Annotated in this window: 22 protein-coding genes; 10 read left to right on the top strand and 12 right to left on the bottom strand. The window is 71.3% G+C overall.

The features are described 5' to 3' along the window. The first annotated feature begins 90 nt into the window (after positions 1 to 90). Entirely contained in the window at positions 91 to 1731 is a 1641-nt protein-coding gene (locus LUM46_RS16215; protein ID WP_274995230.1) for a beta-1,3-glucanase family protein, read from the top strand. A gap of 76 nt (positions 1732 to 1807) precedes the next feature. Here the strand turns inward: LUM46_RS16215 and LUM46_RS16210 are convergent, their stop codons facing one another. After that, positions 1808 to 2389, bottom strand: a complete 582-nt coding sequence (locus tag LUM46_RS16210; protein WP_274995229.1) for a dihydrofolate reductase family protein — start codon at positions 2387 to 2389, stop codon at positions 1808 to 1810. 79 nt (positions 2390 to 2468) lie between these two features. On the opposite strand from LUM46_RS16210, the gene LUM46_RS16205 reads away from it, so the two are divergent. Continuing rightward, positions 2469 to 2906, top strand: a complete 438-nt coding sequence (locus tag LUM46_RS16205) for a protein-tyrosine phosphatase family protein (RefSeq protein WP_274995228.1) — start codon at positions 2469 to 2471, stop codon at positions 2904 to 2906. A 70-nt stretch (positions 2907 to 2976) separates the two neighbouring features. Here the strand turns inward: LUM46_RS16205 and gap are convergent, their stop codons facing one another. Together gap and LUM46_RS16195 are read right to left on the bottom strand one after the other, a co-directional pair. Continuing rightward, positions 2977 to 3975 (bottom strand): type I glyceraldehyde-3-phosphate dehydrogenase, encoded by a 999-nt coding sequence (gap, locus tag LUM46_RS16200; protein WP_274995227.1) that lies wholly within the window; start codon positions 3973 to 3975, stop codon positions 2977 to 2979. A gap of 123 nt (positions 3976 to 4098) precedes the next feature. Next, positions 4099 to 5055, bottom strand: a complete 957-nt coding sequence (locus LUM46_RS16195; protein ID WP_274995226.1) for a GlxA family transcriptional regulator — start codon at positions 5053 to 5055, stop codon at positions 4099 to 4101. A gap of 146 nt (positions 5056 to 5201) precedes the next feature. On the opposite strand from LUM46_RS16195, the gene LUM46_RS16190 reads away from it, so the two are divergent. Next, positions 5202 to 5654: a hypothetical protein gene (locus LUM46_RS16190; RefSeq protein WP_274995225.1), complete on the top strand. Its 453-nt coding sequence runs from the start codon at positions 5202 to 5204 to the stop codon at positions 5652 to 5654. Positions 5655 to 5748: 94 nt separating this feature from the next. Here the strand turns inward: LUM46_RS16190 and LUM46_RS16185 are convergent, their stop codons facing one another. Next, positions 5749 to 6465 carry a DUF1361 domain-containing protein gene (locus LUM46_RS16185; RefSeq protein ID WP_274995460.1) on the bottom strand — a complete coding sequence of 239 codons (717 nt, stop codon included), beginning with the start codon at positions 6463 to 6465 and terminating at the stop codon, positions 5749 to 5751. Between the two features lie 146 nt (positions 6466 to 6611). On the opposite strand from LUM46_RS16185, the gene LUM46_RS16180 reads away from it, so the two are divergent. Together LUM46_RS16180 and LUM46_RS16175 are read left to right on the top strand one after the other, a co-directional pair. Next, the gene (locus tag LUM46_RS16180; protein ID WP_274995459.1) at positions 6612 to 7001 is read left to right on the top strand and encodes a helix-turn-helix domain-containing protein; all 390 of its coding nucleotides are present in this window, start codon (positions 6612 to 6614) and stop codon (positions 6999 to 7001) included. A 73-nt stretch (positions 7002 to 7074) separates the two neighbouring features. Beyond that, on the top strand, positions 7075 to 7545 hold the full coding sequence (locus LUM46_RS16175; RefSeq protein ID WP_274995224.1) for a VOC family protein: 471 nt from the start codon (positions 7075 to 7077) through the stop codon (positions 7543 to 7545). Positions 7546 to 7599: 54 nt separating this feature from the next. On the opposite strand, the gene LUM46_RS16170 is transcribed toward LUM46_RS16175, so the two are convergent. Next, entirely contained in the window at positions 7600 to 8442 is an 843-nt protein-coding gene (locus LUM46_RS16170; RefSeq protein ID WP_274995223.1) for an LLM class flavin-dependent oxidoreductase, read from the bottom strand. Between the two features lie 143 nt (positions 8443 to 8585). Between LUM46_RS16170 and LUM46_RS16165 the strand changes: the two genes are divergently transcribed. Continuing rightward, on the top strand, positions 8586 to 8909 hold the full coding sequence (locus LUM46_RS16165) for a DUF2277 domain-containing protein (protein ID WP_274995222.1): 324 nt from the start codon (positions 8586 to 8588) through the stop codon (positions 8907 to 8909). Between the two features lie 29 nt (positions 8910 to 8938). After that, positions 8939 to 9214 carry a hypothetical protein gene (locus tag LUM46_RS16160; RefSeq protein WP_374726982.1) on the top strand — a complete coding sequence of 92 codons (276 nt, stop codon included), beginning with the start codon at positions 8939 to 8941 and terminating at the stop codon, positions 9212 to 9214. A 129-nt stretch (positions 9215 to 9343) separates the two neighbouring features. Here the strand turns inward: LUM46_RS16160 and LUM46_RS16155 are convergent, their stop codons facing one another. Continuing rightward, positions 9344 to 9589: a hypothetical protein gene (locus LUM46_RS16155; protein ID WP_274995220.1), complete on the bottom strand. Its 246-nt coding sequence runs from the start codon at positions 9587 to 9589 to the stop codon at positions 9344 to 9346. Positions 9590 to 9731: 142 nt separating this feature from the next. Between LUM46_RS16155 and glgX the strand changes: the two genes are divergently transcribed. The 3 genes from glgX (at position 9732) to LUM46_RS16140 (ending at position 14606) form a co-directional block, all read left to right on the top strand. After that, a complete protein-coding gene (glgX, locus tag LUM46_RS16150; RefSeq protein WP_274995219.1) occupies positions 9732 to 11858 on the top strand; it encodes a glycogen debranching protein GlgX in 2127 nt (708 codons plus the stop codon). A gap of 70 nt (positions 11859 to 11928) precedes the next feature. Continuing rightward, a complete protein-coding gene (locus tag LUM46_RS16145) occupies positions 11929 to 13689 on the top strand; it encodes an alpha-amylase family protein (protein WP_274995218.1) in 1761 nt (586 codons plus the stop codon). 56 nt (positions 13690 to 13745) lie between these two features. Beyond that, positions 13746 to 14606, top strand: a complete 861-nt coding sequence (locus LUM46_RS16140) for a PPK2 family polyphosphate kinase (protein ID WP_274995216.1) — start codon at positions 13746 to 13748, stop codon at positions 14604 to 14606. A gap of 12 nt (positions 14607 to 14618) precedes the next feature. Here LUM46_RS16140 and zapE read toward each other — a convergent pair whose 3' ends face one another. The 6 genes from zapE to gndA form a co-directional block, all read right to left on the bottom strand. Beyond that, positions 14619 to 15668 carry a cell division protein ZapE gene (gene zapE, locus LUM46_RS16135; protein ID WP_274995215.1) on the bottom strand — a complete coding sequence of 350 codons (1050 nt, stop codon included), beginning with the start codon at positions 15666 to 15668 and terminating at the stop codon, positions 14619 to 14621. 52 nt (positions 15669 to 15720) lie between these two features. Continuing rightward, a complete protein-coding gene (locus LUM46_RS16130; RefSeq protein ID WP_274995213.1) occupies positions 15721 to 16368 on the bottom strand; it encodes a Rossmann-fold NAD(P)-binding domain-containing protein in 648 nt (215 codons plus the stop codon). A gap of 14 nt (positions 16369 to 16382) precedes the next feature. After that, on the bottom strand, positions 16383 to 16835 hold the full coding sequence (locus tag LUM46_RS16125) for a DUF805 domain-containing protein (RefSeq protein ID WP_274995212.1): 453 nt from the start codon (positions 16833 to 16835) through the stop codon (positions 16383 to 16385). A 196-nt stretch (positions 16836 to 17031) separates the two neighbouring features. Beyond that, positions 17032 to 17466: a DUF805 domain-containing protein gene (locus LUM46_RS16120; RefSeq protein ID WP_274995210.1), complete on the bottom strand. Its 435-nt coding sequence runs from the start codon at positions 17464 to 17466 to the stop codon at positions 17032 to 17034. 224 nt (positions 17467 to 17690) lie between these two features. After that, complete coding sequence (locus tag LUM46_RS16115; protein ID WP_274995209.1) at positions 17691 to 18995, bottom strand: carboxylate--amine ligase; 1305 nt, start codon at positions 18993 to 18995, stop codon at positions 17691 to 17693. After that, complete coding sequence (gene gndA, locus LUM46_RS16110; RefSeq protein WP_274995208.1) at positions 18992 to 20428, bottom strand: NADP-dependent phosphogluconate dehydrogenase; 1437 nt, start codon at positions 20426 to 20428, stop codon at positions 18992 to 18994. Before gndA ends, LUM46_RS16115 begins: the two co-directional genes overlap by 4 nt. Positions 20429 to 20430: the final 2 nt, after the last annotated feature.

The raw sequence follows: 20430 nt of genomic DNA, 5'->3' as shown, positions 1-20430 counted from the left end.
GTAAGTACAACGGCGTACCACCGGAACCGAGGAGATCTCCCTATGTCATCAGCACGGTCACGTACCCGAAGGCCCAGAATCCGCAGGCTGGTGAACGCGATCGCCGCGTTCGGCGCGCTCGCCATCACCGCGACCGCACTCGTCGTCACCCAGCCCACGCCCGCTACCGCGGTCCCCGCCACGATCCCCCTGACCATCACCAACGACTCCGGTCGCGGTGACCAGGTCTTCATCTACGTCCTCGGTGACCCGCACACGGGCCGGCTCGGCTGGTCCGACGCGGCGGGCACGTTCCACCCCTGGCCCACCGTGGGCGGGACGCCGGTGGACGCCCCCGACGCCGCGATCGCCGGTCCCGCGGACGGGCAGTCGAAGACCATCCAGCTGCCCAAGATGTCCGGCCGGGTCTACTTCTCCTACGGCAGCAAGCTCTCGTTCAAGATCGTGAACGACGGCCGCCTGGTCCAGCCCGCGGTGCAGAACCAGAACGACCCGAACCGCAACAAGCTGTTCGCCTGGACCGAGTTCACGCTCAACAACGACGGCCTCTGGATCAACAGCACCCAGGTCGACTTCCTCTCCGCCCCATACCAGACCGGGCTGCGCAAGGCCGACGGCACCGTGATCAGCACCGGCATGCTCAAGCCGGACGGCTACCAGAACGTCGTCAACGCGCTCGCCGGCACGCCCGGCTGGGGCAACCTGGCCCAGCGCGCGCCGGACGGCTCCCTGCTGCGCGTCCTGGCTCCCGGCCACGCCATCGGGACCGGACAGATCGATGCGAACATCCTGGCGGGCTACATCGACCGGGTGTGGGCCAAGTACGCCAACGAGCCCCTCACCGTCGCGCCGTACTCGTACGACCCGGCCGCCCGGTTCACGGGCCGTGTGGTGAACGGCGTCATGCGGTTCACCAACGCCTCGGGCGCCTACGTCACGGAGTTCCGCAAGCCGTCGAGCGACTCCGTCTTCGGCTGCTACAAGGACCTGGAGGCACCGAACAACGACATCGGCGCCATCGCCCGCACGCTGTGTGCCGGCTTCCACCGGTCGACGCTGCTGACCACCACCACGCAGCCCGGCACCAGCACCTCGGGCTTCTACCAGGACTCCGTGACGGACTACTACTCCAAGTACATCCACGAGCAGATGGCGAACGGCAAGGCCTACGGCTTCGCGTTCGACGACGTGCTGGCGCAGGAGTCGCTCGTGCACGACGGCAACCCGTCGGCTGCCTACATCCAGCTCGACCCGTTCCAGGGCGCGGCGACGCCCATCGCGGGGTCCGACGGCGACGGTGGCGGCGGTGACGGCGGCGGGGGCGACGGCGGCGGTTCCGCTCTCCCGCCGGGCACCGGACCGGTGCACGCGGCCAACGGCATGTGCGTCGACGTCCCGTGGGCCGACTCGGCCGACGGCAACCCGCTGCAGATCGTGAACTGCAGCGGCAACACCGCCCAGACGTGGGCACGGTCCGGGTCGACGCTGCGTGCGCTGGGCAAGTGCATGGACGTGTCGGGCGGCAGCACCGCCGACGGCGCCGTCGTGCAGCTGTGGACGTGTAACGGGACCGCGGCGCAGAACTGGACGTACCAGTCCGCCAGCCGGGCGCTCATGAACCCGCAGTCCGGCAAGTGCCTGACGGCGGTCGGGGGTGCTCCCCTGCGCGACGGCCAGCGGCTCGAGATCCGCGCCTGCTCCGGCGCGGAGACGCAGCGCTGGACCTTCTAGGCACGTCGCCGCTGGTCCAGCGGTTCCGTGGGTCGAGCTTGTCGAGAACTGGGTCTCGGCAAGCTCGACCAGCGGTTCAGCGCCGCACCGGATACCGCAGGTGCACCGCCCGGCGTCCCTGCACGACCGTCGGGTCCTCCAGGAGGTGCCGGCCGTCGAGGTTCGCGAAGTACGGGATCCCCGCACCGAGCAGCACGGGCGCGAGGCTGACGCACACCTCGTCCACCAGCCCGAGCGTGAGCGCCTGCTGGGCCACGCTCGCGCTCGCGACGGTGACGTCCTTGCCACCCGCTATCTCCGTGGCACGCTCGATCGCCGTGCCGACGTCGCCCACGAACGTCGTCCGCGGCCACCGGTCCGCGTCGTCGGGCGGGCGATGGGTGACCACGACGACCGGGACGCCCATCGGGTGGTTGTCGCCCCATCCGTCGGTGATGTCGAACAGGCGCCGGCCCGAGACGAGGGCACCCGCGCTCTCGATCAGGTCCCGCAGCACTGCCGCGCTGGCCTCGTCGACGGTGAGCGAGACACCCTCGTTGGCGCTGGGCACGCTCACGTCCCCTGCGCCGTACCAGTCGAAGATGTCCTCTATGCCGTCGTCCGGGTCCGCGATGAACCCGTCCAGCGACATCGTCATGTGTGTGAAGACCTTGCTCATCTGCCTCTCCCTCCGGTTTCCCTGTCCGACTGCGGAGAACTGCGGTACTCATCGGTGCGCGGCTCCCTACGCTGAGGACATGAACCGGTGGGACATGGTCGACGGCGTCGTCGAGCTGCCGGACGGCCGGCGAGTGCGCGGGACCGGGTTGCGCCGTCCGCGGCGGGACGCCCCTCCCCCGGACTTCGCCGTCTACCTGCTCGGCAAGGAGCCGCGGCCCGGGTGGGACCACGAGTGGGTCCGCTGGCGTGACTTCCGCCTGCCCGACTCGACGGACCATGCACTGGCCGTGCTGCGGCAGGCACACACGCGCGCGGCGGCCGAGCGGGTGGAGATCGCCTGCGGCGGCGGGGTCGGCAGGACCGGCACGGCGCTGGCGGTCCTCGCGATCATGAGCGGGGTAGCGCCCGACGACGCCGTGGCGTGGGTGCGCGCGCACTACAGGCCGCGCGCGGTGGAAACCAGGCAGCAGAAGCGGTGGGTAGGGCTTGTCGCCGTCGATGCGCGTGGTCGGTAGTCCGTCAGGTTGTCGGCAGCTCGAACTACCGATGACCTGACGGACTACCGACCACTCCATGGGTGTCCCGTCACGCGCGGGCGAGCAGCTCCAGCGTGTCGATCACGCGGTTGGAGAAGCCCCACTCGTTGTCGTACCAGGCCACGACCTTGACGTGCTTGCCCTCGACGCGGACCAGCGCGGCGTCGAAGATCGCGGACGCCGGCTCACCGGTGATGTCGCTGGAGACCAGCGGCTCGTCGGAGTAGTCGAGGATGCCCTGGAGCGGGCCGTCGGCGGCCGCCCGGTAGGCGGCGAGCACGTCGTCGCGCGTCACCTCGCGGGACACCGTCGTGTTCAGCTCCACCAGCGAGCCCACCGGGACAGGCACGCGGATCGAGTCACCGGACAGCTTGCCGTTCAGGTTCGGCAGCACCAGGCCGATCGCCTTCGCCGCACCGGTGGTGGTCGGCGCGATGTTGACGCCGGCGGCGCGGGCCCTGCGCAGGTCGCGGTGCGGCCCGTCCTGCAGGTTCTGCTCCTGGGTGTAGGCGTGCACGGTGGTCATGAAGCCGTGCTCGATGCCGGCCAGGTCGTCCAGGACGGAGGCCAGCGGGGCCAGCGCGTTCGTCGTGCACGAGGCGTTCGAGACGATCGTGTGCCGGGCGGGGTCATAGGTGCCGGTGTTCACGCCGTAGGCGAGCGTGACGTCCGCGCCGGCCGAGGGTGCGCTGACCAGCACCCGGCGCGCTCCGGCGTCGAGGTGCGCACGAGCCGCCTCGGCCGAGGTGAACCGGCCGGTCGCCTCGAGCACGATGTCGACGCCGAGCTCGGCCCACGGCAGCTTGGCGGGCTCGCGCTCACCGAGCACCGTGATGCGGCGGCCGTCCACGACGAGCTCGTCGCCGTCGACCTCCACGGTCCGGCCGAGGCGGCCGAGGGCGCTGTCGTACTTGAGCAGGTGGGCGAGTGCGTCAGGAGCGGTGAGGTCGTTGATCGCGACCACCTCGAGGTCGCTGTCGCGCTCGAGCAGGGCACGGAGGGAGTTGCGGCCGATACGGCCGAATCCGTTGATGGCTATGCGAGTCATGCCTCCATGCTCTGCCGACCGGCGCACCACCGACAGCGGCTGGAACGCCATGGTGCGCAAGGATCACGCCAGACATAACGCCACCACCCGCAAGGATCTCGCCACGCCTCTGCCGGCCGCCGCTCAGGCCGAGAACGTGTGCCGGTACTCCGTGGGCGACGTGCCGAGGATCCGGTGGAAGTGCAGGCGCAGGTTGGCCGCGGTACCCAGCCCCACGCGGTGCGCGATCTGCTCCACGCTCAGGTCGCTGCGCTCCAGCAGCTCCCGCGCCAGGTCCACGCGCGCCCGCAGGACCCACTGCATGGGTGTGTACCCGGTGTCCTCGACGAACCGGCGGGAGAACGTGCGCGCCGAGACCCGCGCGTTGCGGGCCAGCGCGTCGAGTGTCAGCGGCTCGGCCAGGTGCTCCAGTGCCCAGGCACGCGTCTCGGCGAAGACGTCGCCGAGCGGCTCGGGCACGCTGCGCGGCACGTACTGCGCCTGTCCCCCGCTGCGGTACGGCGCCGCCACCAGCCTGCGGGCCACGTGGTTGGACAGGCCGACGCCGTGGTCCCGCCGCACCAGGTGCAGGCACAGGTCGATGCCGGACGCCGCCCCCGCCGAGGTGAGCACCCCGCCCTCGTCGACGAACAGCACGTTCTCGTCGACCTGCACGAGCGGGTGCCGCTCGCGCAGGGCCTTCGTGTAGTGCCAGTGGGTGGTCGCCCGCTTGCCGTCGAGCAGCCCCGTCGCGGCCAGGGCGAACGCCCCGGTCGAGATGGCGGCCAGCCGGGCCCCGCGGGCGTGGGCGGTCTTGAGCGCATCGACGACGACGGCGGGCGGGTCGGCGGCCGCCGGCGTCCGGTAGCCGGGGACGAACACCGTGTCGGCGCGCTCCAGGGCGTCCAGCCCTTCGGCCACGTGGTACGAGAGGCCGTCGCCGCCGGTCACCAGCCCGGGCGCGGCGCCGCAGACCCGCACCTCGTAGGGCATGCTCGGCCGGTTCGAGAACACCTGCGCGGGGATGCCGACGTCGAGCGGCTTGGCGCCCTCGAGCACGAGCACGGCGATCTGGTGGTTCTTCCGGCGCGCAGCGGTCACGCCAGGAATCGTAAGCGGCAGGGAACGGACCACGACGTGGGTGTACTGGTCCGGACCCACTCTCCCTCCTGTACGTCGACGGAGCGCTCACGCCGTGGTGCGCCCGGAGCAGGTTCGTCCGACAGGTTCGTTCAAAGGAGACATCCATGAGGTTCAGCCGACCCGTAGCCGTCGTGATCAGCACGCTCGCCGCCATCACGCTCCTGGCGACGCCCGCGAGCGCCGAGTCGTTCGGCCCCATCAAGTCGTCGTGCTCCGGCACCAGGGTGGCGACGTGGCAGCTCAGCGACGGTGGCACGTCCCTGGGGCGCACCGAGCTCTGGTACTCGTCGGTGAGCGGTGGCCAGAACTGCGTCGTCACCTACAACTACCTGGCGGGCAGCGTGCCCACGGGGGTCTCGCTCTGGGTGGACGACAACAACAGCAGGACGCTGGACAGCGGCGACCGGAACTCGTACGACTTCGACGTCTACGCCTCGTACGCCGGCGCGTCGTACCGGAACAGCACCAACGGGCACTGCGTCAAGGTCAAGGGCGAGGTGTCGGGCCCCGGGGGTCTGTACGACAGCTTCGTGACCGGCTGGCGCAACTGCGGCTGAGGCCGCTCCCCTGCCTGACTGACCTCGACCACCGAGCGAGACCGGTGCCCGGACCCGGCGTACCCGGTACGCCGGGTCCGGGCGCCGGCCCGACTCACCGGCTCGCGGCAGCCACCAGCAGCAGCACGGGCGCGACCACGAGCAGGTACATCAGCCCGAAGAACAGCGTGTGCACGACGACGAAGCCGGCCAGCGTCCGCAGGTGGGCCGGCACCCGGAAGTGCTCGGCGAGCTTGCGCACGAACGATCCCGGATGCAGCAGGTCCCAGGAGTTGAACCGGACGTAGCGGCCCAGATAGATGCCGACGCTCACCAGCAGCAGCGTCACCGCCACCAGGACCCAGGAGTCGGGCTGTCGATACGGGTCGTCGTCGTTCGGCCGGACCAGCAGCACGAAGGCGAACTGCACCAGCAGCACGTTCATCAGCATGTTCAGCACACCGGACAGCGCCAGGGACAGCACCATCACGATGTCGTACCAGAGGGGCGCCGGGTCGTCCGTGGGCCGCCGGTGGGAGAAGTTCAGCTCGGTCACCAGGTAGGCGGAGTTCGGCAGCAGCAGCACCCAGACCACGAGCACCAGCGCCATCACCGCGAGCAGCAGCGCCTGGCTCGGCACGAGGCTCACCACCGCCATGACCACGGCCACGCCGATCCCCAGCACCACCGCCGGGGCGACCGACAGGCCGACGTTGAGCACCATCGGCCAGTAGACCGGCAGCCGGAACAAGGGCGCGCGCAGGAGCACCAGCGCGAGGGCGAAGACGTTCAGCAGGACGATGCCGACGGGGAGCAGCAGGATCGCGTTCATCACCGCTCATCCTCGCCGTGACCCCGCCGTCACGCTCGACGGACGTCGCCGACGTGCGTCCAGTAGAGGCAGGGGTCGCACCGCGCACGCCCTAGGCTGGTTGCGTGACCTCCAGCACGATGCTCCGCCCGGGCACGAGCCGGGCGATGTCTCCGCGCGAGCAGGACAACCGCCGGCTGCTGCGTGCCCGGGACGCCATCGACCGCGACTACGGCCGTCCGCTCGACGTGCCGACGCTGGCGCGCATCGCCCATGTCTCGCCGGCGCACTTCAGCCGCAGCTTCCGGGCCGCCTTCGGCGAGACACCGCACCGCTACCTGCAGCGGCGCCGGATCGAGCGTGCGATGGCGCTGCTGCGCGACACCGCGCACCCGGTGACCGACGTCGCGCTGATGGTCGGGTCCAACAGCCTCGGGACGTTCAGCCGCACCTTCCGCGACGTGGTCGGTGTGTCACCGTCCGAGTACCGGCGCCGGACGCGACTTGTCGTGGCCCCCGTCTGCTTCACGAAGAGCTGGCTGCGGCCCACGGGCTGACGACACCGAGCGACCCGGGGCCGAGCAGTTTCGGAGAAGCGCGCCGCACGAGGGCGCCCGTAGCGTGGTCGGCATGTTCAACAACATCTCGATCACCGCCGTGAACGTCATCGACCAGGACGAAGCCCTCGACTTCTACGTCGGCAAGCTCGGGTTCACCGTCAGCAACGACGTCGACCTGGGTTTCATGCGCTGGCTCACCGTGTCCCTGCCGAACGATCCCGACCGCCACCTGCTCCTCGAGGTGCCGGGACCGCCCTCGCTGAGCGAGGAGGTCGCCGCCCAGGTCCGGGACCTGCTGACCAAGGGAGCGCTCGGGGTCGCATGCATCCTCAACACCGACGACTGCCGCCGCACCTACGCCGAGCTCCGCGCGAAGGGCGTCGAGTTCACCGAGGAGCCGGTCGAGCAGCCGTACGGGATCGACTGCGCCCTGCGCGACCCGTTCGGCAACCACATCCGGATCACCCAGCCGGCCACCGGCCCGGTCGAGGTGACCGACGACGACATCGCCCGCTGGAGCGGCGCGAACCAGGACGGCTGAACCCGGGGGCCACGCGCAGCCGGAAGCTCGCAGGCCGACCTCGCAGACCGGACCTCAGGGACGCGGTGGCCCCGCCTCGATCCGACGCAGCACCGCGGCGCTGGAGTACAGGTCGGGTGACTCGTACCGCCCACGCTCGTCCCACCAGGTCGCTCCGGCCGCGGCCAGCGGCCCGACGACGTCGGCCGCCGCCTCCGGGGTCGTGAGCCCGCCGGCGACGAGGTCGAACCCGCCGCCGTCCGGGCGGTGCTCGGCGACGTACGCGGCGACGTCGCGCACCTCGTCCGGCGCCGGCGGGGCGCCGTGCCCGGAGGCGAACAGCGGCACGACGCCGTCCCAGCGCGCCGCGCGGCGGAACGGGCGGCGGTTGGGCCAGAACCCGCCCACCCAGACCGGGGGCCGCGGCTGCTGCGCGGTCGCGGGCAGGAGCTCGACGTCCCGCACCCGGTAGTGCGGCCCGTCGTGGTCGACACGCTCCCCCGCCCAGTAGCGGGCGAGGAGGCCGAGCCCTTCGTCGAGCTTCTCGGCGAGCACCACCGGGTCGGTCTCGTCGCCGAAGCTACCGAACTCGTCCTCGACCGGCCCGCCGAGGCCCGCGCCGAAGATCACCCGGCCACCACTGAGCACGTCGAGCGTCGCCACCTGCCGGGCGAGCTGTTCGGGACGTCGCCGGGCGACCGGCGTGACGAGGGTGCCCAGCCGGAGGCGCGACGTCGCGAGCGCCGCGGCGGTGAGCAGCATCCACGGGTCGCCGAACGGCAGGCCGCGGCGCATCTCCTTGCTGTGCACCACGTGGTCCCAGACGAACAGGCCGTCCCAGCCGGCGTCCTCGGCGGCGCGGGCCACCGTCGCGACGGTGCGGGGGTCGGCGAAGTCGCCGAAGTTGGGGATGTTCACGGAGCAGCGCATCTCAGGCCTCCCGCACGCAGGTCACGGGCCGGGGATCGAGCAGGGCTTCTGATCGCGGTTCGACAGGCACACCCCCACCTTGCCGTACTCCGCCCCTCCCGCGACGCGGCAGCCCGGCGTACGGTCGGAACATGTGCCGAAACATCACGACGCTACGCGGGCTCGAACCGCCCGCCACCGACGAAGAGATCACCGCCGCCGCCCTGCAGTTCGTGCGCAAGGTCACCGGCGTGACGAAGGTCAGCGACGCCACGCGCGAGCCCGTCGAGCAGGCCACGCAGGAGATCGCGGACATCGTGACGCGCCTGCTCGACGCGCTGCCGGAACGCCGTCAGCCGCCGAAGACCGTGCCGCCCCTGCGCCGCGCCGAGGTCCAGGAGCGCATCGCACAGCGCATCAAGGAGCGCGAGGAGCACGAGCGCATGCACGAGCAGGGCATCGCGCACTCGCACTGATCCCGCACTCAGCGCCTACTCTGGCGGGCGTGACCGAACATGCCCCCGTCAGCGCCGCGATGCACCGCGCCAAGGCCGATGCCCGCGCCTCCCACGTCACCGTGGGACTGGTGCGGCACCTGCCCGGCGACCGCGAGGAGATCGACTGCTCGTGCGGCATGACGCTGACGAACGGGCCGCAGTGGTCGCTCGACGAGCACATCCGCCTGCACCGGGCCGAGGCCCGCTACCTGGCACTGAGCCAGGTAGCGCCGGCCGGCATGCCGCGCATCATCCCCGTGGACCCGGGGCGGCTGCCCCGCTGAGGAACGGCTCGAGCATCGGCAGCAGCGCGGCCGGTCAGGTGGCCCGGTCAGGCCAGTGGCACGAGAACCTCCTCGCCGACCGCGCGGACGCGGGCCGGCAAGGAGGCCGCTCTGGGGGCGTCTCTGCCCTCAGAGCTCTTCCGGGTCGTCCCAGGAGACTCCGCTCGAGGCTCCGGAGATGGGGTCGAGGGCGCAGTCGGCGAGGTTGCGCGGCGCCTTGGAGGCGTCTCCGCCGCCGAGCAGTCCGCGGCGGGTTGCGGCGCGGCGGACAGCCGGCGGCGCGATACGTGCGTAGGAAGCATTCGACTCGTCGACCAGATCGGTCGGAACCGAGTCGACTGGGTCGGTGGCGGGCTGGGGTTCCCCCGTGATCATGGTCTCATTCTCGCAGAAGATCGGGGAGTTCGTATCTCCGCTTGGCACAGTATTTCGAATCACCGCGAAGCCTCCACGGCGACGGCACGCCCGGCACGCAGATCTCCCCCCACGTACCCCGACGGGGTGTGATGATCGTCGGATGCAGACCTGGCCTGGGCGCCCCTACCCCCTCGGTGCGACCTTTGACGGCACCGGCACCAACTTCGCGCTCTACTCGTCGGTAGCCGAGAGCGTGGAGCTGTGCCTCCTGACCGACGACGACACCGAGACCCGTATCCCCGTCACGGAGACCGACGCGCACGTGTGGCACGTCTACCTGCCCGGGGTCGGCCCCGGGACGCGGTACGGGTACCGGGTGCACGGGCCGTACGACCCGGCGTCGGGCCATCGCTGCAACCCCGCCAAGCTGCTGCTGGACCCGTACGCCAAGGCCATCGACGGCGACCTCGACGGTGACCCGTCGCTGTTCTCCTACCCGTTCTCGGACGTCGACCAGGCGACCACCGGCACGACGCCGGAGCAGTCCGACTCGCTGGGGCACACCATGGTCTCCGTGGTGGTCAACCCGTTCTTCGACTGGGGCCACGACCGCCCGCCGGCCACGCCGTACCACGAGACGGTGATCTACGAGGCGCACGTCAAGGGCCTCACGATGCGCCACCCGGACGTACCCGACGAGCTGCGCGGCACCTATGCGGGCCTCGCTCACCCGGCCGTGATCGAGCACCTGACCAAGCTGGGTGTCACGGCGATCGAGCTCATGCCCGTGCACCAGTTCGTCACCGACCCCTCCCTCGCGGCGAAGGGCCTGACCAACTACTGGGGCTACAACACGATCGGGTTCTTCGCCCCGCACAACGGGTACGCGGGCTACGGCCGGCGCGGCGAGCAGGTCATGGAGTTCAAGGCGATGGTCAAGGCGCTGCACCAGGCCGGCATCGAGGTGCTGCTCGACGTCGTCTACAACCACACCGCCGAGGGCAACCACCTGGGCCCCACGCTGGGCTTCCGCGGCATCGACAACGCCGCCTACTACCGCCTGGTCGACGGCGACGAGGCGCACTACTTCGACACCACCGGCACCGGCAACTCGCTGCTCATGCGCTCGCCCGCCGTGCTGCAGCTCATCATGGACTCGCTGCGGTACTGGGTGGAGGAGATGCACGTCGACGGGTTCCGCTTCGACCTGGCGGCCACCCTGGCCCGCCAGTTCCACGAGGTCGACCGGCTGAGCGCCTTCTTCGACATCGTGCACCAGGATCCGGTGATCTCCCAGGTCAAGCTGATCGCCGAACCGTGGGACCTGGGCGACGGCGGCTACCAGGTGGGCGGCTTCCCGTCGCTGTGGACCGAGTGGAACGGCCGCTACCGGGACACCGTGCGCGACTTCTGGCGCGGGGAGCCCTCGACCCTGCCCGAGCTCGCCTCCCGCCTGACCGGGTCCAGCGACCTGTACGAGCACAGCGGGCGGATGCCGAGCGCGTCGATCAACTTCGTCACCGCCCACGACGGCTTCACGCTGGCCGACCTCACGTCGTTCAACGAGAAGCACAACGAGGCCAACCGCGAGGACAACAAGGACGGCGAGAGCCACAACCGGTCCTGGAACTGCGGCGTCGAGGGGCCCACCGACGACCCGGAGATCCGGGAGCTGCGCGCCCGTCAGCGCCGCAACCTCCTGGTCACGCTCATGCTGAGCCAGGGTGTGCCGATGATCGCGCACGGCGACGAGCTCGGGCGCACCCAGGACGGCAACAACAACGCCTACTGCCAGGACAACGAGCTCTCGTGGATGGACTGGGAGCTGGACGACGAGCGTGCGGCGCTGCTGCAGTTCGCCCGGCAGGCGGTCCGGCTGCGCCGGGACCACCCGATCCTGCACCGCCGCCGGTTCTTCGACGGCAGCGGCACGGAGGAGCTCGGTGACATCGAGTGGCTCGACCTCACCGGCGCCCGGATGGACGACACGGACTGGCACCAGTCGTACGCCAGGACGGTGGCGGTCTTCCTCAACGGCGACGCGATCTCGGAGACCAGCGTCCGGGGCGAGGCGGTCGTCGACGACTCGTTCCTGCTCCTGCTCAACGCCCATTCCGGGGCCCTGGACTTCACTCTGCCGCCCGGTGCCTACGGAAAGGCCTGGACGGTGGTGCTCGACACGGACGGCAGCGCCGAGCCGGGAACGGTGCTGGACGCCGGTACCGGTCTCACCGTCACAGGACACAGCGTCGTGGTGCTGACCCGCCCGAGTGGAACACCGGGCTAGGCTGTCCGCCGTGACCGGACCGAGGAGTGGAACCGGGGGAACCACACCACCGCCCCGACCAGGGCCTGACATGCCTGTTCCCGGGCCCAGACCGGTGGTGTGGGCCCCGCGCGCGCGCATCATCGAGGTGCTCGTGCCCTACGACCCGTACGAGGAGCCCGAGCACATGCCGCTGCGCCTCGTGGGCGCCGGCGAGCCCGGGTACTGGGGCGCCGACAGCGTGCTGGGGCACGGCACCGACTACGGCTTCTCGATCGACGGCGGCCCCCTCCTGCCCGACCCGCGCAGCGTGTGGCTGCCGCAGGGCATCCACGGGCCCACCCGGGTCTTCGACCCGGCGTTCGAGTGGACCGACGGCTCCTGGTCGCCGCCCGACCTCTCGACGAGCATCCTCATGCACGTCGACGTCGAGACGTTCACGCCGGAAGGCACGCTGGACGCCGCCGCGGCGCTGCTGCCGTCCGTCGCCGAGCTCGGGGTGCACGGCATCGAGCTCGCGCCCGTCGCCGCGTTCGACCCCGCCGCCGGGCCCACCCGCGGGGTACGGCTCTACTCGGTGCACGAGCCCTACGGCGGCCCGCGGGCGCTGCAGCGCTTCATCGACGCCGCGCACTCCGTGGGCCTCGCCGTCGTGCTGGACATCCCCTACCGCTGGGCGGTCGCCGACGAGCTCGGGCTGGAGGCCTACGGCCCGTACCTGACGGGTGGCGGTGGCCGCCCGCGGCCGCCGCGCCCCGACGTCGGCGACGCGGGCGAGCACGCCCTGCAGGCGATGCGCCCCCGAACCGGCCAGGTGCCCCTGGACCGGCCGCGCACGGGCCCCATCCAGCTCCGCACCGGTCAGGTCCCCTCGATCGGCACGCGGGCCGGCAAGGTGCCGTCCGCGCCGACCGTACGCACCGACTACGTGGGCGACCGCATCAACCTCGACGGCAGCGGCAGCCGCGGGCCGCGCGACTTCCTCGTGGACGACGCCAGGCACTGGCTGCGCGAGTACCACGTGGACGGCCTGGTCCTCGACGTCGACGCCCTCGTGGACCGCTCCCCCAACCCGTTCCTCGGGGAGCTGGCGGACTACGTCGTCGGGATGGGCGAGCAGCTCGACCGGCGCTTCAGCCTGCTCGTGGACGGCCCCGGCCGGAGCGACCGGCTGACCACCATCCTGCTGCGCATCCTGTCCGGCCCCGGCCGGACGGAGGACATCCAGGCGCTGCAGATGCTCGCCGACCTGGTGCACCCCTCGGTACGCCGGGCCACCCGCCAGAACAGCGGACGCCGCAACCGGGTCCGGGCCGGCGCGAGCGTCGTCGAGGACATCACCCGGCTCCCCGCCGCCCAGCTCACGGTCCCGTGGGCAGGCGAGGAGAGCCCGGCCACGGCGCTCCTCGGCGTGGACGACGTCGACATCCGGGCCAGCGTGCTCGCCACCGTCATCCTCGCGGGCAACCCGCTCGTGCTCGACACCGTGCACGCGCCGGTGGTCCCGCGCAACGAGAACGAGCGACGGCTGGTGCGCTGGGCGCGCGACCTGATCTCGATCCGGCACGACGTCACCGACGAGCTGGAGCTGCCGCTGGAGATCCGCTCCACCGCCGACCGGTCCGTCGTCGCGGTGCTGCGCGGCCGCCTGGCGTTCGTGCTGAACACCGGCCACGGGCTCGCCGCGCTGCGCCTGGGGAGCCTGCTGCAGCCCGCCGACGGAGCGACGAGGGCACCGCTCCCGGGGGCGTTCAAGCTCGCAGCGGCCTGGGAGCCGGGCGCGACGCGCCTGGTCGGCGACACCCTGACCGTGCCGCCCCGCATGACCGCCGTGCTGCGCGCGGACACCTGACCTGGGAGCCTGAGGGCCTGGCACCGGAGCGTCCCGGTCCCACGAAGGAGGCACCGATGGCGAAGAATCCCGAGAAGCTGTGGAAGACCCCTCCGGAGGAGGCGCTGCGCTGGGTGCGCGGCACCGACCTGACGGCCCTGGACCACTCGTCCACGCCCGGCTGGGCCGGCAAGCGGGCCGACGGCGAGCGGCTGCTGGCGGCGCGCGCCCCCGAGCTCGCCGACCTGCAGGAGCAGCTCTTCGCACACGGCCGCACCGGAGGTGACCGGTCGGTGCTGCTGGTGCTGCAGGGCCTGGACACGGCGGGCAAGGGCGGCATCGTGCGCCACGTCGTCGGCATGGTCGACCCCCAGGGCGTGCAGCACCGGGGGTTCGGAGTACCGACGGCGGAGGAGCAGCAGCACGGCTACCTCTGGCGGATCCGCAACGCGCTCCCCCGGCCCGGGTATCTCGGCGTCTTCGACCGGTCGCACCACGAACAGGTGCTGGTGGTCCGGGTGAACCGGCTCGAGCCGGTCAAGACCTGGCGCAAGCACTTCCGGGAGCTGAACGACTTCGAGGCCGAGGTGGCGGCGTCGGGCACCCTGATCGTGAAGGTGGCGCTCTTCGTGTCCGCGGACGAGCAGAAGGAGCGCCTCGCCGAGCGGCTCGAACGGCCCGACAAGCACTGGAAGTACGACCCGGGCGACATCGACGTCCGCTCGAAGCTCCCGGAGTACCTGGTGGCCTACCAGGAGATGCTGGACCGCACCTCCACGGCGGTGGCGCCCTGGTACGTCGTTCCGGCGAACCGGAAGTGGTACGCGCGCCTGGCGGTCACCGAGCTGCTGACCGATGCCCTGCGCTCGCTCGACCTGGGCTGGCCGGCCGCCACGTTCGACGTGGAGGCCGAGAAGGCCCGCCTCGCGGCGAGCTGACCCGGATCCTGGTCAGAGGAGCTTGCGGCCCTCTTCGGCGAGCGCGCCCAGGCGGGACAGCGCCCGGTAGTACTTCTTGCGGTACCCGCCGGCGAGCATCTCCTGGGTGAACAGGCCCCGGGTGTCCGCGGAACCGCCGAGCAGCACGGGCACGTCGCGGTCGTAGAGGCGGTCCACGAGCACCACGAGGCGCAGTGCCACCTCCTGCGCCGTCACGGGGTGCACGCCCGTCAGCGCGACGACGGAGACGCCGTCGAGCAGCGCACCGTACCGGCTCGGGTGCACGGTGGCGAGGTGCTCGAGCAGGTCGTCGAACGCGTCGAGCGTGGCGCCCGGCCGGGCGGCCGCTGCGGCGGTGACCCGGTCCTCGGTCAGCGGCTCCGAGTCGGTCACGACCTCACGGTGGCGGTAGTCCTCGCCGTCGACCCGCAGGGTCTCGAAGCGGTCGGACAGGGCCTTGATCTCACGCTGGAAGTCCTGGGCGGCGAAGCGGCCCTCGCCGAGTGCGCCGGGCAGGGTGTTCGACGTCGCCGCGAGCGCCACGCCCCGGTCCGCGAGCTCCCGCATGAGGCGGGACATGAGGGTGGTGTCGCCGGCGTCGTCGAGCTCGAACTCGTCGATGCAGACCAGCTTCTTCGCGGCGAGCGCCTCGACGGTCGGGAGGAAGCCGAGCGCTCCGACGAGGTTGGTGTACTCGACGAACGTGCCGTACGCGGCCTTGTCGGTTCCCAGCGCCTCACCGACGGCGTGGGCGAGCGAGGTGAGCAGGTGGGTCTTGCCGACGCCGAACCCGCCGTCGAGGTAGACCGCGGGGGCGGCCTTGCGTCGACTGAACAGGCCGCGCCTCGGGGCCGTGATCTCCTGGGCGATCTCCTGCAGCCGGGCGAGCGCGCGGGCCTGGCTGGGGTGTGCCGGGTTGGCGCGGTAGGTGGCGAACCGGGCGTTCGCGAAGTGCCGCGGCGGCACCAGGTCGGTGACGAGCCGGTCGACAGGGACCTGCGGTCGGACGGCACACAGGGCGGTCGTCGCGGTCTGGCCGTCGGTGGTGGTAGCGGATGTCACGAGTCACCAGATTACCGGCGGGGCGGCCCGCACGGAGGCCGCGAGAGCAAGGTCACACGTGACGGACGGCGGGTGCGGCCGGGTCGTCCAGGATCTCGCCGAGGGCCTGCACCACCTGGGCCGGAGCCCTGGTCTGGGCCGGGTCCTCGTTGCGGCCGTCGCCGGCGACGGCGTGGTCGATCACGAGCTCGTGGAACCGGGGGCCGCTCGACTCCAGCCGGAGCACCTGGACCAGCATCGCCAGGCCCGCGCCGGTGACGCTGATCGCGCCGGAGCCGCTCATCGCCTCGCGGGACGCCGCCCCGTTGAGCACGACGTACGGGTCGCCCGGACCGAGCAGCGGGACGAGCGCGCGGGCGGCGTCGAGGTGCGCGGTGAGGTGGGAGGCCAGCGTGGCGGTCCATTCGGCCTGGTCCGCCTCCAGCAGCGGGGCTCCCTTCTGCCAGCCGCCGATCGAGGCCACCACGGCCCCGGGCAGCGGCACGCCGGTCCGCGCGCAGACGTCGCGGACGGCGTCGGGCAGGGTGCTGAGCGCGGGGCTGCGGACGGGGATCACACCGGGCTGGACGGTGACCCGGTCGGGCAGCTCGCGCCGGGCGGTGGCGAGCACCGGGCGGCCACCGGCAGCCAGGCCGCGGACGACCCGGCTGCCGACGAACCCGCTCGCCCCGACAACGAGGACCGGGCGAGGACTGTTCATTCGCTCAGGCTAGGTCAGGCAGCTGCCGGCTGCGCCGCGGCCTTGGGGTCCGGGCCGTACTGGTTCGGGGCGGGGGTGCCGTTGGTCGCGAACCAGACGATCAGCATGATCGGGCCGACGATCGGGACCAGCAGGAAGAAGACCCAGAAACCGGACCGGCCGGTGTCGTGCAGACGACGGACCATGACGCCCAGGCCCGGCAGGAGCAGCGCGAGGTTGATGAGCGACATGATCAGGTAGCCGGCTGTCAGGGCGCCAGGCATCGCGGGCGGCGCGGCGCCGGCCGCGGAGGCCTCCAGGATGGCAGACATGTACTCGCCGTAGCTCGGCGCGACGAGGACCGCGTAGAGGATCGTCGTGACGATCGTCACGGCCAGGGCGTACCACCAGTACTCGGAGCGACGAGCGCGTCCGTTGAAGACCGCGTACTTGGACAGCACGGTCTTGATCGACTCGATGAACGACATCGGGGGAAAACCTCTCTCACGTTTCATGCCGGAAATCTCCGGCAAGTGCGCACACATTGTTCCCATCCCTCGAACAGAGCACAAGGGCCGGAGCGGGCTAGAACTGGCCAGCGTCCTGCGCTCCCCCACGAGCACGGGGCGATCCCCTCCGCGAAGGACGGGATCGCCCCGCGTCACGCAGGTACGGCGACGTCCGTCAGGGGGCGCCGACCGGCTGCGGCGGCTGCACCTGCGCCCTGGGGTCCGGACCGAACCGGTTGGGGCCGTTCTCGCCGGGCAGCGCGAGCAGCACGATCACGATGATGCCGCCGACGAACGGGACGAGGTTGAGCAGGTAGAACCAGCCCGACCTGCCGGTGTCGTGCAGGCGGCGGATCGCCGCGGAGATCAGAGGCACGAACGTCCCCAGCGCGACGATCCCCCAGAGGGACATGCCGATGGTGCCGAGCACGCCCGGTTCCTGGGTGACCGGGTCCATGGTGACCATGGCCGGGATGATCAGCGTCGCGAAGATGACCACGTACACGGCCGTGACCGCGAGGTACCAGAACCAGTACTCGGCGGGCCGCGCGCGCCCGCTGAAGACGCCGTACCTGCGCAGGCAGGTACGGACGGACTCGAAGAACGACATGTGTTGGATGTTTCCCTTGTGTCTTGTCGGCCGGTGTCTGCCGGCTGACATCGTGTCGACAGGTGTCTTGCGTGTCGGTGCGCGCACAGCTTCTCGGCAGTCCACGCCGCGGACAAGGCGCCGACCAGGGCAGAAGTACCCATGGACGGAGCACGCCGACGTGCCGGACGCCCAGGCCGCCGGAGCGACCTGGGCGTCGGGTACGTCGACGGGGCCCGCCGGGGTCAGTAGCCCGTGGCCGTCGGCTCCGGGTAGTACTGGGCGTACTTGCGGCGGTAGTTCTGCGTGATCGCCTCGACGATGAGCCGGCGCTTGAGGCCGGAGTCACGGTCGTACTTCAGCGGGTTGATCACGTCGCCGCTCGCCTTGAGGGCCTTGAGCCGGGTCTTGAGCTCCGGGTCCAGGACGTACTTGGACAGCAGGCCGAACGGCACCACCGTGTACAGCACGTCGCGCACCGCTCGCACCGGGCGGATCGGCCGGTGCAGCACCCAGTCCTCCACGAGCACGCGGGCCACGTTGGCCCCGCCCGCGGTGACGTAGTAGTTGTTGCGCCCGATCCGCGGGTTCACCTCGAAGTACACGTGCTGCCCCGTACGCGGGTCCAGCTTGTAGTCGAAGTTGGCGAACCCGACGTAGCCGGTCGCGTCGAGGAACCGGGTGGCCGCCTCCATGGCGTCGTCGTACGCCTCCACCAGGATGGCGGCCGGGATGCCCAGCGTGCCCGGCGTGTGCTCCTCCAGGAGCACCCGTCCGGTGGCCAGGAGCGTCACCTCGCCCGACGTGTCGCGGTACGCGGTCAGGGACCGCATCTGCGTCTCGTCGCCCGGGATGAACTCCTGCACGAGGAACGTGCCGGGGAACTTCGCGTCGGCCAGGTGGCCCAGCAGCTCGTCCAGCTCCGCGCGCGAGTCGATGTGGTGGATCTTCGCCTTGCCGGGGAAGTCCACGTAGTACCACTCGGTGCTGCTGGACGGCTTGCCGACCACGGGGTACTGCAGGTCCACCTCGAGACCGGGCACCGCCGCGCGCCCGCCGTCGGCCACCAGCTTGGCGACGTCGACCGCCACCGTGCGCGGCGTCGGGATGCCGAGCTGGTCGCACACCTCCGCGAAACCCTCCTTGCTGCTGACCTGCTCCAGCACCGGCAGCGACGGGTACGGCAGCACGTAGCCCGCCGCCTCCAGCCGCTCCCGGTTCAGGATGACGGTGCGCACGTGCCAGTCCGCGTTCGTCAGCAGGATCAGGACCTTGTCCCGGTGCTGCTGCGCGATGCCCTCGAGCGTGGAGAGGAACACGTCCACCTCGTCCAGGCCGGGTACCACCACGTTCTCGGCGATCGCCGAGTCCTGCATGGCCCGGGTGGCCACCTTCGACAGCACGACGGCGGGGGTCCGGTACTGCTCGTGGAACGCTCGCACCAGGGCGTACATCCCGACGTCGCCGCCGATCCCCACCACCATCATGTCCGGGACGGGAACCTCCCCGCCGCCGCCTTCCAGCCCCTTGTCCGCGGGGAAACCCCTCACGCCTCAGCCTCCGTGCGGTCCCCGGACCACTCGGTGTGGAACGTGCCCTCGCGGTCGACACGCTTGTAGGTGTGCGCGCCGAAGAAGTCGCGCTGTGCCTGCACCAGGGCGGCGGGCAGGCGCTCGGCGCGGACGCCGTCGTAGTACGCCAGCGACGACGAGAACGCCGGCGCGGGCACGCCGTTCTGGGCAGCGCCCGCCACGATGCGGCGCCACGCGGGCAGACCGCTCGCGACGGCGTCGGTGAAGTACGGGTCGGCCAGCAGCAGCGGGAGGTCGCCGTCGCGCTCGTAGGCCTCCGTGATCCGGTCCAGGAACCGGGCACGGATGATGCAGCCGCCGCGCCAGATGCGCGCCATCGCGCCGCGGTCGATCGCCCAGTCGTACTCCACGGCCGCCGCGGCGATCTGGTCGAAGCCCTGCGAGTAGGCGACGACCTTCGAGGCGTACAGGGCCAGACGGACGTCCTCGACGAACGCGTCCCGGTCCTTGACCTCCCACTCCTGCGCGTGCGCGGGCAGCGCCGCTCGGCCCGCCGCGCGCTGCGGCACCGAGCCGGACAGCGAGCGGGCGAACGTGGCCTCCGCGATCCCGGTGATGGGCACGCCCACGTCCAGGCCGTTCTGCACGGTCCAGCGGCCCGTGCCCTTCTGCTCGGCCTGGTCCAGCACGATGTCGACGAACGCCTTGCCCGTCTCGGCGTCCACGTGCTGCAGCACGTCGGCGGTGATCTCGATGAGGAACGACTCCAGGTCGCCCGTGTTCCACTGCGCGAAGATCTCGCCGATCTCCGCCGCCGTGGCACCCAGCCCCTGGCGCAGCAGGTCGTACGCCTCGGCGATGAGCTGCATGTCGGCGTACTCGATGCCGTTGTGCACCATCTTCACGAAGTGCCCGGCGCCGTCGGAGCCCACGTACGTGCAGCACGGGACGCCGTCCACCTTCGCGGAGATGTCCTCCAGGATCGGGCCGAGGGACTCGTACGACTCGGGCGTGCCGCCCGGCATGATCGACGGGCCGTTCAGCGCGCCCTCCTCGCCGCCGGACACGCCGGTGCCCACGAAGTGCAGGCCGTGCTCCTTGAGGGCCGCCTCGCGCCGGATCGTGTCCGGGAAGTGCGCGTTCCCGGCGTCGACCACGATGTCGCCCTCCTCCAGGAGGGGGATCAGCTCGTCGATGACGGCGTCCGTCGGACCGCCGGCCTTGACCATGACGACGACCTTGCGCGGCCGCTCGAGCGACGCGACGAAGTCGGCCATCGTCTCGCTCGGGATGAACTCACCGTCGCTGCCGTGCTCCGCGACCAGTGACCCGGTCTTGGCGAAGGAACGGTTGTGGACCGCCACCGTGTAGCCGTGACGTGCGAAGTTCCGCGCGAGGTTGCGACCCATCACCGCCAGCCCGGTGACGCCGATCTGTGCTGTGCCTGACACGT

Source organism: Promicromonospora iranensis (assembly GCF_028994805.1).
GTDB classification, from domain to species: Bacteria; Actinomycetota; Actinomycetes; order Actinomycetales; family Cellulomonadaceae; genus Promicromonospora; species Promicromonospora iranensis.
Note: the sequence above shows the minus strand (reverse complement) of the source record. Positions and strands in the feature narration are given on the sequence as shown.

Excerpts from the sequence above, each read along its gene's own strand:
- LUM46_RS16210 (WP_274995229.1), bottom strand. The coding sequence starts at position 2,389 with ATGAGCAAGGTCTTCACACACATGACGATGTCGCTGGACGGGTTCATC.
- LUM46_RS16205 (WP_274995228.1), top strand. The coding sequence starts at position 2,469 with ATGAACCGGTGGGACATGGTCGACGGCGTCGTCGAGCTGCCGGACGGC.
- gap (WP_274995227.1), bottom strand. The coding sequence starts at position 3,975 with ATGACTCGCATAGCCATCAACGGATTCGGCCGTATCGGCCGCAACTCC.
- LUM46_RS16190 (WP_274995225.1), top strand. The coding sequence starts at position 5,202 with ATGAGGTTCAGCCGACCCGTAGCCGTCGTGATCAGCACGCTCGCCGCC.
- LUM46_RS16185 (WP_274995460.1), bottom strand. The coding sequence starts at position 6,465 with ATGAACGCGATCCTGCTGCTCCCCGTCGGCATCGTCCTGCTGAACGTC.
- LUM46_RS16180 (WP_274995459.1), top strand. The coding sequence starts at position 6,612 with ATGTCTCCGCGCGAGCAGGACAACCGCCGGCTGCTGCGTGCCCGGGAC.
- LUM46_RS16175 (WP_274995224.1), top strand. The coding sequence starts at position 7,075 with ATGTTCAACAACATCTCGATCACCGCCGTGAACGTCATCGACCAGGAC.
- LUM46_RS16165 (WP_274995222.1), top strand. The coding sequence starts at position 8,586 with ATGTGCCGAAACATCACGACGCTACGCGGGCTCGAACCGCCCGCCACC.
- LUM46_RS16155 (WP_274995220.1), bottom strand. The coding sequence starts at position 9,589 with ATGATCACGGGGGAACCCCAGCCCGCCACCGACCCAGTCGACTCGGTT.
- glgX (WP_274995219.1), top strand. The coding sequence starts at position 9,732 with ATGCAGACCTGGCCTGGGCGCCCCTACCCCCTCGGTGCGACCTTTGAC.
- LUM46_RS16145 (WP_274995218.1), top strand. The coding sequence starts at position 11,929 with ATGCCTGTTCCCGGGCCCAGACCGGTGGTGTGGGCCCCGCGCGCGCGC.
- LUM46_RS16140 (WP_274995216.1), top strand. The coding sequence starts at position 13,746 with ATGGCGAAGAATCCCGAGAAGCTGTGGAAGACCCCTCCGGAGGAGGCG.
- LUM46_RS16130 (WP_274995213.1), bottom strand. The coding sequence starts at position 16,368 with ATGAACAGTCCTCGCCCGGTCCTCGTTGTCGGGGCGAGCGGGTTCGTC.
- LUM46_RS16125 (WP_274995212.1), bottom strand. The coding sequence starts at position 16,835 with ATGTCGTTCATCGAGTCGATCAAGACCGTGCTGTCCAAGTACGCGGTC.
- LUM46_RS16120 (WP_274995210.1), bottom strand. The coding sequence starts at position 17,466 with ATGTCGTTCTTCGAGTCCGTCCGTACCTGCCTGCGCAGGTACGGCGTC.